This is a genomic window from Agarivorans sp. QJM3NY_30, assembly GCF_050870855.2.
GTDB lineage: Bacteria > Pseudomonadota > Gammaproteobacteria > Enterobacterales > Celerinatantimonadaceae > Agarivorans.
Window position 1 is genome coordinate 684,781 of sequence record NZ_CP194038.2, and the last position, 13,729, is coordinate 698,509.

10 protein-coding genes are annotated in these 13,729 nt (G+C 50.0%); 8 read left to right on the forward strand and 2 right to left on the reverse strand.

The features are described from left to right. Positions 1-50: 50 nt before the first annotated feature. The 6 genes from ACRRSX_RS03105 (at position 51) to ACRRSX_RS03130 (ending at position 7,764) form a co-directional block, all read left to right on the forward strand. The gene (locus tag ACRRSX_RS03105; protein WP_432454683.1) at positions 51-1,718 is read left to right on the forward strand and encodes an ABC transporter ATP-binding protein; all 1,668 of its coding nucleotides are present in this window, start codon (positions 51-53) and stop codon (positions 1,716-1,718) included. Then, positions 1,718-2,659, forward strand: coding sequence for an ABC transporter permease (locus ACRRSX_RS03110; protein WP_432454682.1), 942 nt, complete (start codon positions 1,718-1,720; stop codon positions 2,657-2,659). The genes ACRRSX_RS03105 and ACRRSX_RS03110 overlap by 1 nt, the downstream gene beginning before the upstream one ends. Continuing rightward, positions 2,656-3,606: an iron chelate uptake ABC transporter family permease subunit gene (locus ACRRSX_RS03115; RefSeq protein WP_432454681.1), complete on the forward strand. Its 951-nt coding sequence runs from the start codon at positions 2,656-2,658 to the stop codon at positions 3,604-3,606. Before ACRRSX_RS03110 ends, ACRRSX_RS03115 begins: the two co-directional genes overlap by 4 nt. Beyond that, positions 3,603-4,379: an iron ABC transporter ATP-binding protein gene (locus ACRRSX_RS03120; protein ID WP_432454680.1), complete on the forward strand. Its 777-nt coding sequence runs from the start codon at positions 3,603-3,605 to the stop codon at positions 4,377-4,379. Before ACRRSX_RS03115 ends, ACRRSX_RS03120 begins: the two co-directional genes overlap by 4 nt. Next, positions 4,376-5,383 carry a siderophore ABC transporter substrate-binding protein gene (locus ACRRSX_RS03125; protein WP_432454679.1) on the forward strand — a complete coding sequence of 336 codons (1,008 nt, stop codon included), beginning with the start codon at positions 4,376-4,378 and terminating at the stop codon, positions 5,381-5,383. Before ACRRSX_RS03120 ends, ACRRSX_RS03125 begins: the two co-directional genes overlap by 4 nt. 113 nt (positions 5,384-5,496) lie before the next feature. Then, positions 5,497-7,764: a TonB-dependent receptor gene (locus ACRRSX_RS03130; RefSeq protein WP_432454678.1), complete on the forward strand. Its 2,268-nt coding sequence runs from the start codon at positions 5,497-5,499 to the stop codon at positions 7,762-7,764. 389 nt (positions 7,765-8,153) lie between these two features. Here ACRRSX_RS03130 and ACRRSX_RS03135 read toward each other — a convergent pair whose 3' ends face one another. Next, on the reverse strand, positions 8,154-8,627 hold the full coding sequence (locus ACRRSX_RS03135) for a GNAT family N-acetyltransferase (RefSeq protein WP_432454677.1): 474 nt from the start codon (positions 8,625-8,627) through the stop codon (positions 8,154-8,156). Between the two features lie 589 nt (positions 8,628-9,216). Here ACRRSX_RS03135 and ACRRSX_RS03140 point away from each other — a divergent pair. Together ACRRSX_RS03140 and ACRRSX_RS03145 are read left to right on the forward strand one after the other, a co-directional pair. Further along, positions 9,217-10,110, forward strand: a complete 894-nt coding sequence (locus tag ACRRSX_RS03140) for a LysR substrate-binding domain-containing protein (RefSeq protein ID WP_432454676.1) — start codon at positions 9,217-9,219, stop codon at positions 10,108-10,110. 525 nt (positions 10,111-10,635) lie between these two features. After that, positions 10,636-11,523, forward strand: a complete 888-nt coding sequence (locus tag ACRRSX_RS03145) for a LysR family transcriptional regulator (RefSeq protein WP_432454675.1) — start codon at positions 10,636-10,638, stop codon at positions 11,521-11,523. Positions 11,524-11,749: 226 nt separating this feature from the next. Here ACRRSX_RS03145 and ACRRSX_RS03150 read toward each other — a convergent pair whose 3' ends face one another. Next, entirely contained in the window at positions 11,750-13,555 is a 1,806-nt protein-coding gene (locus tag ACRRSX_RS03150) for an ABC transporter ATP-binding protein/permease (protein WP_432454674.1), read from the reverse strand. Positions 13,556-13,729 lie beyond the last annotated feature (174 nt).

Genomic DNA, 13,729 nt, shown 5'->3' on the forward strand with positions numbered 1-13,729 from the left:
GGCGCTACATTTGGATGGCGGTTATTTATGGCGTGCTCTGCGGGTTGACCATGACCGCATTGGTGCCGGTGCTGCTCCACCTGTTGGGCGGCGATGTGCCGCAGATGGTGCCATGGTTAATCGTGCTACTGAGCTGCTTAGTTATTTGCTGGGTCTTGCGGCGCTACGTGGAGCAAGCTGGTGTTCGAGTGGGGGTGGCCATCTTGCGGGGGGCACGCCATCGCCTCGGTAACCATGTGGCAGAATTGCCAGTCGGCTGGTTCTCGCCACAGAATACGGCTCGACTTAGTCACGTTGTTACGCAAGGGATGATGGCCGTGGCTCAGCTTCCGGCACATGTGTTCACCCCAGTCATTGCTGGCGTGGTTACGCCGATGGTGCTGGTGGTCGCTTTGTTTATGCTGCACTGGCCATTGGGCTTGATTGCGTTGTTGGCCTTGCCACTACTGACGGGAGTGCTTGCCCTCACCGCGAAGCTCTCGCGCCGCGCCGATGATGCCTTTCATCGACATTTTGCCGATGCGAGCCAGCGGGTGGTGGAATTTGCTCAAGCTCAGTCTGTGTTACGTGCCTTTAACGGTGAAGGTGGTGGCATGCGCTTGCTGGAGCAAGCGCTAGAGAAGCAACGCCAATCGGCAGCGCGATTGATCTGGCTGTCGGCCGGGTCAACGGTCCTTAATACTTGGGCCGTGCAGGCGGTGTTTGCCGGCTTACTGCTCGCAGCATCGTGGTGGTTGAATAGACACCTTGAGGGAGGCATGGCAACCAGCAGTATCGCTGCGGTCATCGTCGCCCTGTTGCTGGTCAGCCGCTTTATCGACTCGCTGCTGGAAGTGGCCAGTTATAGCGAGGTGTTGCGAAGCGCGCGTGGCCAGCTGGATACGATTGGTGAGTTGTTTGCGGTTGAAGCCTTACCGCAGCCTCACATATCGCAGACACCGCGCGATGCCTCGGTGGAACTGCGAGCAGTACATTTCTGTTATGCGCCAGGCGAGCCTGATGTATTACGCGGGGTGAGCATTCGTCTCGAAGCGGGCAGTATGACCGCGTTGATCGGTGAATCCGGCTCCGGAAAAACGACCCTGGCTCGGCTCGTGGCGCGTTTCTTCGACACGACTCAAGGCAGCGTACTGGTTGGTGGCGTGGATGTTAAACAGATGTCCAGCACACAACTGACAGCGCAAATCAGCCAAATCTTTCAGGACAACTACTTATTTATAGGCAGCATTGCTGAGAATATCCGCATTGGCAAACCCGATGCCTGTGATGCAGAGCTGCTCGAGGCGGCGCGCTTGGCTGGTGTCGTCGAGATCATTGAGCGTTTACCACAAGGGCTGGATACCCCTGTTGGTGAGGGCGGGACGCGTTTGTCCGGTGGAGAGCGACAACGCATCGCCATCGCCCGTGCGCTACTCAAAGATGCGCCAATTTTGCTGGTCGATGAAGCGACTGCTGCGCTAGACGCGGAAAATCAGGCAGTGATTGCCGAGGCTTTGGCACAGCTGCGCGGCCGATGCACGCTGCTTGTGATCGCCCATCAGCTGTCTACGGTGGCAATGGCTGATCAAATAGTGGTACTGGAAAAGGGCCTGATTGTCGAGCAAGGAACACCGCTGCAGTTGCGCCAGCAGCAAGGACAATACACGCAGTTCCTCGGTCAGCGCAAAGCAGCAAAAGGTTGGCGTATTGCTGCCGCATCAGATGGCGTGGATTACTGATGCGTGCCAGCCTATTTGGCGTGTTCTGCCTACTTTGTGGTACATCGTTGCTGCTCGGTGCCCAGCAAATGGCATGGTCTCAGGTGTTTTCGCTATCCAGTGATACTTGGCTGACCTTGACCGCGAGTCGGCTGCCACGCTTGGCGGCGTTGGTGCTAACTGGCGTCGGGCTGTCGGTCTGTGGCGTGATCCTGCAGCACATCGTGCGCAACAAGTTTGTCGAACCAGCCACCTCGGGTGGGCTGGATGCAGCCAAGCTCGGCATTTTAGTGGCATTAACCGTGGCACCGAACACTGGGACTGTAGGGCGGATGTTGTTCGCGCTGGCCTTTTGCTTCGCAGCAAGCTTGATCTTTGTGGCGATTATCCGCCGCATTAAATTAAAAAACTCGATCCTGGTCCCTGTGATGGGCTTGATGTACAGCGGTGTGCTCAGTGCTATCGCCGAATTCTATGCTTATCGCAACAACATACTGCAAAGTATGCAGGGCTGGTTGCTGGGTGATTTTTCTAAGATTGTTCAAGGTAACTACGAAATCATCTACTTGATCCTCCCGATCGTGGCATTAAGCTACCTGTACGCGCAACGCTTCACGGTGCTGGGGATGGGGGAAGGCATGGCGACAAGCCTAGGACTGAACTACTCGGTCACGGTGAGTCTGGGCTTGATGCTGGTGGCCGTCACCGTGTCAGCCACAGTGATTACCGTGGGGGCAATTCCCTTCGTTGGTCTGGTTATTCCCAACCTAGTCGCACTGCACTATGGCGACAACCTCAGTCACAGCTTGCCTGTGGTTGCGCTGAGCGGTGCATCACTGTTGCTGGCCTGTGACATTCTCGGTCGGGTGCTGATCTATCCATTCGAGGTGCCTATTGGCTTAACCGCAGGCGGCGTGGGTGGCGTGTTATTTCTGGTGTTGATCTTCAGGAGGCTGCGATGAAACGCATCACTTCTGGCTATGCTGTGTGGATGATAGTCATCGGATTGGCTATCTGCTTCTTGTTTTTCCGCTCGGGACTCGATTTTGATTATGTGATTCCTAAGCGCTGCTCCCGATTGGTGGCGATGCTGATTGGTGGCGCCTGTGTTGCCTGGTCATCGATCGTGTTCCAAACCATCACCGGCAACCGGATCTTGACGCCAGCGACCATGGGCTACGAGGCGGTCTATCTGCTATTTCAATCGCTGCTGATCCTCGTCATGGGGACGCAGAGTCTGGTGGTACTGGGTGCAAACGGCAACTTTTTATTATCTATCGGCTTGATGCTCGGCTACTCCTGGGTCATCCATCGCTGGCTATTCCGAGAGGGTCAGCATGATGTGTATTTGCTGTTGTTGTTGGGGCTGGTACTCACGATGGTGATCAGCACCTTCACCTTATTTGTTCAATTCCAGGTCAGCCCTGGTGAGTTCTCGGTACTGCTCGGCTTTAGTCAGGCGTCTTTTGGCAAGGCAGAGCCTGAGCAGTTACTGGTTGCGTTGATGCTGGTTGGCGCGGTGTGGATCGTTGCATCTAAGACCTTGCCAACGCTGGATGTGCTTTCCCTAGGGCGTGAGCAAGCGGTATCTCTTGGCGTAGATTACCAGCGCTCGGTGCGGCTCTACCTTGCTTTGATCGCCGTACTGGTGGCGGTTTCGACGAGTTTGCTTGGGCCTACCGCCTTCATGGGCATCTTCGTTGCCAATACCAGCTATGCACTGGCTGGTAGTTTCAAGCATCGGGTCACCTTAGCGACTGGCTGCGCGATTGCGGTTGGCATATTTATCCTGGCCCAGCTTGCAGTTGAACACATTTTTAATTACCGAACTACCGTCGGCATCTTGGTCAACCTGGTATGCGGCGTCTGGTTTCTGGCGCTGATGATGCGCAAGCGAGGAACGACATGATTACCGTTAATCACCTTTCCAAAGCTTATGGTGACAGAACCGTACTTTCCGATGTAAATCTGCGCTTCCCAGCGCAGCAGCTCACGTCGCTGATCGGCCCCAACGGCGCGGGTAAAACGACCTTGTTGATGACGATTGCCCGGCTACTGAAGCCAAGCCATGGCGATATTTTGATTGAAGGTTGTCGAGCATCGGAGCTGCCTATTGGTGACTACGCCAAGCGTGTCGCTACCTTGCGCCAGTCACCGGATTTTAACTTGCGGCTAACGGTTGAGGAACTGGTCGGCTTTGGCCGCTTTCCTTATAGCCGAGGCACGCTGAACGCTGATGATTATCGGGTGATCGACGAGGCCATCGCCTTCTTGACGTTGGAGCCGCTCCGTGAAGCTTATCTCGACGAACTCAGTGGCGGGCAGCGTCAGATGGCTTTTTTAGCCATGACGATCGCTCAGCAGACACCGTGTCTGCTGCTGGATGAGCCCTTGAATAATCTCGACATTAAGCATGCCGTGCAAATTATGCGTGCGCTGCGTCGTTTATGTGACGAGCAGGGGCGCACAGTCATTTTGGTGGTACACGATATCAATTTCGCAGCCAATTACTCCGACCACATTGTGGCGATGAAGGGCGGTGCGGTGCATTGCTCCGGCTCGGTGTCGGAGGTTGTGACCGAGGCGCGGTTGGGTGAGCTATACGAGCTAGATTTTGAGATCGCGCAAAGCGAGCGCGGATGCCTATGCAACTACTTTAACCCATTAGGAGAACTGAAATGAGTTTCAACCACCGACAAAGGCATTGGGCCTTGGCTTTGCTGATGAGCGTCACGTTCGCCATACAGGGCTGCCAGCCGCAAGCCGAAGAATCGGTAGCCAAAAGTGCACAGTTAGCAGCGACTAGTCAGTCTTCGTTACCCGCCTATCAAGCGATTACGATCCAGCACCAACTGGGCAGCACCGTGATCAACAAGTTACCGCAGCGGGTGGTTGCTCTAGATATGAATGAAGTTGATTTTCTCGATCAATTGGGGATTCCGGTTGCAGGTATGCCCAAGGATTTTGTTCCACATTTTCTTGCGAAGTATAAGAGCGCTTCGCAAGTGGTGGATACAGGCGCGATAGTTCAGCCCAATCTGGAGCGGGTACATGCGGCCAAGCCCGATCTGATCCTGATCACTTCACTACAGGCCAAGCATTATAAAGAACTGAGCGAGATCGCCCCGACCATCCACTTCGACGTGGACTATCGGGATAGCCGAGTTAGGCATATCGAGGTTGTTAAGGAACACCTTCTGAGCTTGGGGCGAATCTTTGGCAAACAAGCACTGGCCAAGCAGAAAGCCCTTGAGTTAGAAGCCAAGGTTGAAGAGGCTAGGCGCATCATCCAAGGTCGTCCCGAAAAGGCCTTGATCGTGCTACACAACAACGGCGCTTTTAGTTCCTTTGGGGTGCAGTCCCGCTACGGCTTTGTATTTAATGCGCTGAATGTAAAGTCGGCCAGCCCGAAGGGCGCAACCGGCTTACATGGTCAACCAATTTCCAGTGAGTTCATCCGGCAGGCCAATCCAGACGTGATCTACATCGTGGATCGCACCGCCGTGATGGAGCACCGATCAGCTTTGAACGCCGAGACGCTCGGTAATCCCTTACTGCGGCAAACCAATGCTTGGAAAAATGGGCGCGTCGTTTTTGCCGATAGCGAGGCTTGGTATGTCACGGCAGCCAGCCCTAGCTCTTTAGCGCTGATTATCGATGATGTCGTTGCTGGCTACCAAAACTGAGTCATTTTAGCGGGTCTCGCGGAGCGTACCCAAAGTGTAACAATCTCATTTGAAAGCATATTTTTATCACCTAGCGGTGAGCTAATTCAATTTAAACTTGAAAGGAGTCAGACATGACAAAACGTCGATATAAGCATCGTAAGCAAGGCCTTGTGCGGCAGACCGCGTCTGCAAATTCTATATTTGCCGCTCATTCTCCCGCTGTCTTGAACCAAAAAAAACTGCTACTCGGGCTCACGCTCAGTGCCTTGACTGTGGTGGCATCACCAGCACTGGCGCAAACCAGCGATAAGGAAACCAATGCCAATAAGCAACAGACCTCGTCTCGTGCTGCTGAAGATGTGACCGTTTTATCCCCGCTGAAGGTGGTTGGGGCAGCCCCCTACGCCGGAGGACAAGTGTCTACTAGCGGTCGTATGGGTTTGCTCGGCGACAAAGATTTTATGGATACACCGTTTAATACGATTAGCTATACAGAACAGTTTATCGCAGATCAGCAAGCCAGGGATATTAGTGAGGTGATCGCTAAAACCGATCCCACGGTGTTTATGAGTGGCATCCCAGGTGAAAGTAACGAAGGCTATTCGATCCGCGGTTTGCCATCCAGCGTTGGTGATGTGACGATTAACGGCTTGGCTGGCATGGCGGCCTATTATCGCAATTCGCCGGAAATGTTCGAACGTGTCGAAGTACTCAAAGGACCTTCTGCGTTGCTTAACGGGATGCCGCCGAAGGGATCTGCGGGGGGCGCAGTTAACTTGGTCACCAAGCGTGCCGGTAACGAGGCATTAACGCGTTTTACGCTTAATTACATGTCTGACTCGCAGTTCGGTGGGCATGTCGATCTAGGTCGTCGCTTCGGCCAGAAAAAGCAATTTGGGATCCGTTTCAATGGTGTGTATCGTGATGGCGATACTGCGGTGAATACGCAAGACAAAAAAGTCTCGCTAGCTTCACTCGGGCTGGATTGGCGCGGCGATCGGGCGCGGCTGTCGGTCGATCTTTATCGTAGTATGGAGCGCTCGAATGGTTTGACTCGGGGGATCACTCTAGCCCCCGGTTTGGCGGTACCCACACCACCAAGCCCCGATGTTTCGTGGAACCCGCCCTGGGCTTTCTATGAAAGTACCGATAAAGGTGCCATGCTGCACAGCGAATACGATCTAAGTGACCAACTCACAGCTTATGTGGCTGGGGGGATTAGCAAGACCGAATTTGACTCAAATATGGGCGCTGCTCAAGTATTTAATGAAGCGGGAGACTTTCGGATTAACTTCAGTGGCGTGTCCGACAAAGTGGAGAGAAAGTCGGCAGAAATTGGACTGAAAGGTCAGCTTCGAACGGGTCCGGTGGGCCATCAGTTTGCGCTTAACAGTACCTATTACGATGAAGATTATCAGTTGAACGGTTTTAGAAACCTTTTGCCGAATGCTTGGGTGACAAACATCTACAACCCGGTATGGGGTCCAGAAGTCGAACGTCCTAGCAATATCCCAGCGCTTACCAAAACCGATACTCGCTTGACCAGCTTTGGCTTAGCGGACACATTGTCGGTTTTTGATGAGCGGCTACAACTAACGCTTGGCTTACGCCGTCAACAGGTGAGCAATGACAGCTATAACGGTGCAACCGGACAGCGGATAGGGCTTGCTTATGACGAAAGCGCCATCACGCCGGCAGTGGCTGTTCTTGTTAAAGCCACCGAGAAAATGTCTGTTTATGCGAATTATATTGAGGGGCTTAGCCAAGGTGCGATGGCACCCAATACAGCGGCAAATGCGGGTGAAGTGTTCGCGCCCTTCAAAACCAAGCAGAAAGAGTTTGGATTTAAATTCGACTTCGGTGAATTTGCCCACACGCTTAGTTTGTACGAAATTGAGCGTCCGAGCAGCTATACCGACCCCGTCTCTAACGTTTTTTCTTTCGGAGGGGAACAGCGTAACCGCGGAGTGGAATGGGGTTTCTTCGGTTCACCGCTGGATAGCGTACGCTTGATGGGGGGGATTGCCTACTCGGATCCAAAGGTGATGAAGGCTGCTGACCAAGCCAATGAGGGCAAACAGGCAACGGGCGTGCCTAAATGGCAGGCGAAGCTGGGAACGGAGTGGGATATACCAAGAATGCAAGGTCTAACATTGACCGCCAATCTAAACGCGGCTTCCAAGCAGTATCTTAGTGCAGACAACTCGCTATCGGTTTCTGGCCGTACCGTGTACGACCTCGGCGCACGTTATGTCACCGAGCTATCGGGTCGTCGACTAACCATGCGAGCAGCGGTTACCAATTTGACCAACAAGGCGTATTGGGCAAAGCCTAACTTCACCAGCTTGGCGATGGGCGCCCCGCGAACCTTCCAGCTATCAACAACGCTGGATTTCTAGCTAAGCCATTAATATCGTCACCAAACTGGCATGGCCGTGAAGCGAAGCATCGGCAGCTTTTGTTTGCCATTGCGGGAAAACGCCAGCGGCCACTGCCTTTCATGGTGCCAAGGTGAACGACCGGCACTGGGTGGCTAGTTTATCGCCTATTCGTCGGCGATAGTTCGTCGGCGATAGTTCGGCCGCTGTGCTTGCTTGGTTAAGCGGGATCTAAGGTGTTGTTTGTTTATTTGGTGATTTCTACGGTGGGGCTTAACGGGCGTAACTTGAGTTGCGGGAAAGGTGAGCCCCACACGCTGATTCTGCCTCATCAACGAATAGCAATGTATTAGACCCGCTGCTCTAACCGGTCTATTAACGATTGAAAAAGTACTTTAAGGCCCAGCTGATTATGATAGCTGTTGGTCTGCGAGCTCTTTTGTCATAAAGCGACTATTGGGATCTTCTGTGTAGTCGGAGAAAGGCCCACAATAACTAAATCCAAACTTCTCGTATAGGCTTCGAGCCGGTTTGAAAAACGCCTGTGAACCCGTTTCTAAGCTTACCTTCCGATAACCATTTTCAGTGGCAACATTTAGCACATGAGTGAGGAGTTTGCTGGCAACACCAGACTTCCTGGCAGCATGAGCAGTTCTCATCGATTTTAGTTCTATATGTTCAGATGTAAGTTGTTTGATGGCCAAACACCCTTGTAACTCGTTGCCTAACCAAGCGCTGAAAAATGTTACTTCAGGCACCTTGAGACCGTCGACATCAAGCGCATGGACACTTTCGGGGGGAGAGGTGGCATACATATCTGCAAGATGCTCTTCCAATAACTGAATGACCTCACCACCGGATAGATCGTCAATGATTATTTCCATCTTTTGGTTTTTACTCCATTGGTATAATTTTTATTGGATAGCGAAGCTTATTAGATAGCGAAAGTAACAATTTGTATAGCTATGATCTGGGCAATTTCGTTAATGCTTAAAGCCGTCGCTTATTCACATGAGCCAAGCAAGCTACCAGCATTTTCAATTGAGTCACAGAAATGAGTCCACCTACGCCAGACAATATCATCTGTAGAGGCTCGCCTAAGTGCTAAAATCCCTTGTGGAGACGCAAAGCCCATCATCAAGCGTTTGGCTTGCCAAGCCCCAGTAATGCTTCTGCTTAACCCCCATTAGTTCAAATTATAAAAAGCTAGAAAAATGTGTTGTTTGTTCCGCTTCAGTATATAGCCCTATATCTTTTTTAATATAAGCGTTTAACTGGCTGATCAGAGTTCTATTTTTATTTGTTTTTATAATAAAACACTTAAGTTTCAATTGATTAATCAGATTTATTCTCTTGGCTTGCCTACGTGCCAGCATCAATTTAACCTTGATTCCGTATTAGATATGACTATTATCAAGCTAATAAAGGGCGATTACGAACAACAATTTATGACAGGAACTATAAGTACAGCTTATGGACAATCGACTGCGTTATCTTTCCGCACTTCGCTACTTTGAAGCGGCATCTCGACTAAAAAGTTACAGTAAAGCTGCCGACGAATTGTTTGTCACTCAAGCCGCAATCAGCCAAAAATTACGACAGTTGGAAGAGCGCTTAGGGTGTAAATTGTTTATTCGTCGTGGGCGTGAAATGCAGCTAACCGACAAGGGACAAATACTTCAAAAGTATGTCACCGATGGTTTTAAAAATTTAATCACCGGACTGAATCGAATTCAAAACGAACCCTTGGAAGGTGTACTCAATGTGAGCGCTCCTCGTTCATTTTCGACACGTTGGTTGATGCCTCGATTGTGGAAATTTACGATGGAGTACCCACATGTTCCAATTCGAGTGCAAACGGTCAAAGCGATCGATATTCGCCACACCGAAACCGATGTATTAATTTGGCAGGGAAATGAGAGTGTTGCGCACCTTGATTTAGAGCAAGAAACACTATTTGAAGAAGCGATTTTTCCTTATTGTTCTCCACAACTTGCTAAATCAATGCAGTTTGAGCACCCAGCACAACTGCTCGATTGCTGGCTGATTGATTTTCATTCTGCCTCTTTCAGCTGGGATCAATGGTTTCATCGTGCAAAGGTGAGTGCTAAAAGAGAAGCACTTCAATGGATGGAAGTGAGTACTTTTGATATGGCTATCAACGCCGTTGTCGGCGGCCATGGTGCATGTTTAGCGACGGAAAGCATTTCCGCAGATTTTGTTGAACGAGGTTTATTAGTTAAGCCATTTGATATTGGATTGAATCCAGGTATTTGCTATTCCGTGATTAGCGATCCTTCTTCCTCACGTGTGCGACGAATCCATGCGTTTAAATTGTGGCTACACAAAGAACTAAATGGCCATTAGTGGCGTTGTTGAAAGTGGTTGCTGTAAGCCATATAGAGCTGCCTGGCTATCTAAATAATCTGGCCAGTAACTCTCCGTATAAGTTGTCCATTTGAACGTTTAAAGTTCATCGCTTTTGATGAACTTTTGTACCTAATGGCAAATTTGCCATAAACATTAAACGCTGACGGGTGTGACCGATATCTTCCAGTATATGATCATCACAGCTAAGCAGAGCTAATAATACATGTCTGCGCCGATAGGCTGCATAGCAATCCCTCAATGTCTGAATACATCGCAGTAGATGTCGTTTTGCTAGAGCTTTTTCTTGTCTAGGTCTCGTTACAATGGCTGATTGCTTGGTTATCACACGGTCATCTTTAGGCATAGTTATGTCCCTTCTTCTCACAATTAATTTCCCACAGTATTTATGGTTAACAACAGACGATTGAGTCGCGTTCCTTGATTAGATGATGATTTTCATTCATTGTTTAATCAAACTAAAAATACTAAACTCATCGTTCAGAAAAACTTAAGGGTTGTCACATGGCTTTGCTTGCAAACACGCCGCCATTATTAGAGTTCGATTTATTAAGATCTTTTGTAGCAATAGCAGAAAGTGGTAGCTTTACCCGTGCGGCAAAGCAGGTTTTCCGTTCTCCTGCTGCTGTTAGCATGCAGATTAAACGTCTTGAAGAAACACTGGGTAAAAGCTTATTTATTCGCGAGGCGAGGCTGGTTCGTTTAACTCCGGAAGGAGAGTTATTACTCAGCTATAGCCGTCGTTTACTCAAATTGAATGAACAGGCAGTAAGCCAGTTTATTGCCCCACCTATTGAGGGAACGGTCTGTTTTGGTTCACTAACAGATATGGCGGTTGGCATATTGCCAATGGTATTAGCTCAGTTCGCGCGTTCTCACCCAGCTGTCGCGGTAAATGTCATCGCAGGTAGCAGCACCGAGTTGTTGCAGCGCTTAGATAGAGAAGAGCTCGATATGGCTTTGTTTACTGCTGGAAATATTGGTCAGGATCCAACTCGTGGAGAAATTGTTTCCACTGAATCGTTAATTTGGGCTAACCGTAGTGGAGGGCTGGCTGCTGGGAAACACCCTTTGCCTATCGCTGTTGCCAGTCATGGTTGTTGTTGGCGCGCAATGGCGCTCGAAGCTCTGGATAAGCAAAGCATTGATTACCGTATCGCTTATACTTGCGACTTTAGTGCTGGCATGTATGCCGCAATGGAAGCCGATCTCGCCATCGCGGTTATGCCACAAAGCCATCTGAGAGCGCCCTTTGTTCAAGTTGATGGGAGCCATGGTTTGCCTAAGCTTGGTGAGTATCAGTTACGATTTGAACACCGTAAGGACTTAGGTTCTGCGGGCAATGTCTTAGCAAGTTATATCGTTGATGCCTTGAAAACTCAGATGGTTTAGCAGATAAGCGCGACGGCTCTGATGAGGCCATTGAATTTACGACGTATTTTCCTCATAAAGGCATCTTAAATCTTATTCATGCTCATCAGCTCACTTCAGTAAACACAATTACCTAGACACGCAATCGAAATGTTCATCGGCCCCTTTTGTATTAAGTAACTATTGGGATGGCTGCTTGGATACCCTCGCGGTTACGGTTGGCTTCCAGTTTAAGCCCTATAAGCGGTTATTGATTATGCTTAAATTGCAGCGCGACTAAGCGTTGGTATAAGTCGCAGCTTTTCATTAACGACAAGTGATCGCCGGTGTTGACTAAACGGCCTTGATCTAATACCGCAATTTGCTCGGCATGCTGAATGGTTGCAAGGCGGTGTGCAATCATTAAGGTGGTTCGGTTGCGCATCAATTCTTGTAAGGCTTGTTGCACATGGTGCTCACTCTCGCTGTCTAATGCGCTGGTGGCTTCATCAAGTAGCAATATACTGGGGTCTTTTAGTATGGCTCTGGCGATAGCGATACGCTGGCGTTGGCCACCAGAAAGCCTTACTCCCCGCTCTCCAAGGTGGCTTTTATAACCTTGGGGTAAGTTCATGATAAACTCATGAGCATGCGCCTTTTTGGCGGCTTCAATCACTTGCTGGTCGCTAGCTTGCGGGTTGCCGTAACGAATATTATGAAAAACATCGCTACTAAATAACGCAGGCTGCTGTGGCACCAATGCCATTTGTTGGCGCAGCGCTGTTGGATCTAGCTGGCGAATATCGATGCCCCCAAGCGTGACCTTACCGGATTGAGGGTCGTAAAAACGTTGCAGTAGTTCAAACAGGGTGGTTTTACCTGCACCAGAGGGGCCAACTAGCGCCACCACTTTACCTTGTTCGGCAGTTAAACTGAGTTGCACAGTGGCCGCTTGATCGGGCCGCGAAGGATAGTGGAAAGACACCTTGTGAAATACGACTTCGGCCGCTAGCCCCGCCGTTGAGATAATATTTTGGCTCGGCGCTACAATATGACTGTCGACTTGGAGTATTTCTATTAGCCTTTCTGTTGCCCCCGCGGCGCGTTGCAACTCGCCTAACACCTCAGAAATAGTTGCCAAGGAAGATGCCACCATAATGGCGTAGAATACAAACGCGGCTAAATCACCGGCAGACATGACGCCGTTTATTACATCGCTGCCGCCAACCCAAAGCATTCCTGCTATGGCACTAAAGACAATCAGAATCACGCCAGAGATTAAAATGGCGCGTTGTTTTACACGCTGGCGACCTATCTCAAAAGCCTTTTCTACTTGGTTGGCGAACAAGGCTTTTTCTTGGGCTTCGTTGCTGTAACTTTGTACGGTTTTAATGTGCTCTATTGCTTCGCCTGCGTAGCTTCCTACATCGGCCATAGAATCCTGGCTTTGGCGTGACAAGGCTCTAACTCGGCGTCCATAAATCAATATAGGCACCAGAATAAAGGGCACCGAGGCTAATACGATAAGGGTAAGTTTTATGTTGGTGGCAAACAGCATGATGATCGCGCCCACACACATTAATGCGCTGCGCATCGCCATTGAAAATGAAGAACCAATAATGCTTTGTAGCAAGCTGGTATCGGTCGTGATGCGAGACATCATGTCGCCACTGCCGTTGGTTTCAAAATAACTGGGGTGCAAAGTAATCACATGATTAAACACCGCCAGCCGTATATCGGCACTCACGCGCTCACCCACCGAAGACACCAAATAAAACCGAAAAAATGTGCCTATGGAAATAAATACCGTGAGCGCAAGAATAAATTTAATCGCGCTCCCCAGCTCTTGCAGCGATTGTTGGGCAAAACCTTCATCAATCAAAATTCGCACCCCATATCCTACCGACAGGGTGAGCGATGCGGTAAACATTAGCGCCAGCAGTGCCGCGGTTACTCGGCCTTTGTAGGGGCGAATGAATCGGACTAACTCAAACAAAATACGCAGGTTTTTGTCTTTTGCTGCGGTGTTCGTCTGTGCTGTTTGAGTGCTTGCATTGGTGGTTTGGGTTTGCATTGCTACGCCTTTATATGACCCAGATACAGAATGAAGATTACACTGCGGCTTAGGCAGCAAAGGTTTAATTTTATGGCTTTATCATATAGCAATGGGGCCATTGCCCCCAATAGCAAGCCTTAGCTTCGCAGAGTTGAAGGATTCATTACTTGAAGAGCCCCAATACACGCTTAA

What these genes read in the sequence shown, in the direction of transcription:
- ACRRSX_RS03110 (WP_432454682.1), top strand. Translation starts at nt 1,718, where the DNA reads ATGCGTGCCAGCCTATTTGGCGTGTTCTGCCTACTTTGTGGTACATCG.
- ACRRSX_RS03125 (WP_432454679.1), top strand. Translation starts at nt 4,376, where the DNA reads ATGAGTTTCAACCACCGACAAAGGCATTGGGCCTTGGCTTTGCTGATG.
- ACRRSX_RS03150 (WP_432454674.1), bottom strand. Translation starts at nt 13,555, where the DNA reads ATGCAAACCCAAACCACCAATGCAAGCACTCAAACAGCACAGACGAAC.
- ACRRSX_RS03105 (WP_432454683.1), top strand. Translation starts at nt 51, where the DNA reads ATGACCGCATTGGTGCCGGTGCTGCTCCACCTGTTGGGCGGCGATGTG.
- ACRRSX_RS03120 (WP_432454680.1), top strand. Translation starts at nt 3,603, where the DNA reads ATGATTACCGTTAATCACCTTTCCAAAGCTTATGGTGACAGAACCGTA.
- ACRRSX_RS03145 (WP_432454675.1), top strand. Translation starts at nt 10,636, where the DNA reads ATGGCTTTGCTTGCAAACACGCCGCCATTATTAGAGTTCGATTTATTA.
- ACRRSX_RS03115 (WP_432454681.1), top strand. Translation starts at nt 2,656, where the DNA reads ATGAAACGCATCACTTCTGGCTATGCTGTGTGGATGATAGTCATCGGA.
- ACRRSX_RS03130 (WP_432454678.1), top strand. Translation starts at nt 5,497, where the DNA reads ATGACAAAACGTCGATATAAGCATCGTAAGCAAGGCCTTGTGCGGCAG.
- ACRRSX_RS03140 (WP_432454676.1), top strand. Translation starts at nt 9,217, where the DNA reads ATGGACAATCGACTGCGTTATCTTTCCGCACTTCGCTACTTTGAAGCG.
- ACRRSX_RS03135 (WP_432454677.1), bottom strand. Translation starts at nt 8,627, where the DNA reads ATGGAAATAATCATTGACGATCTATCCGGTGGTGAGGTCATTCAGTTA.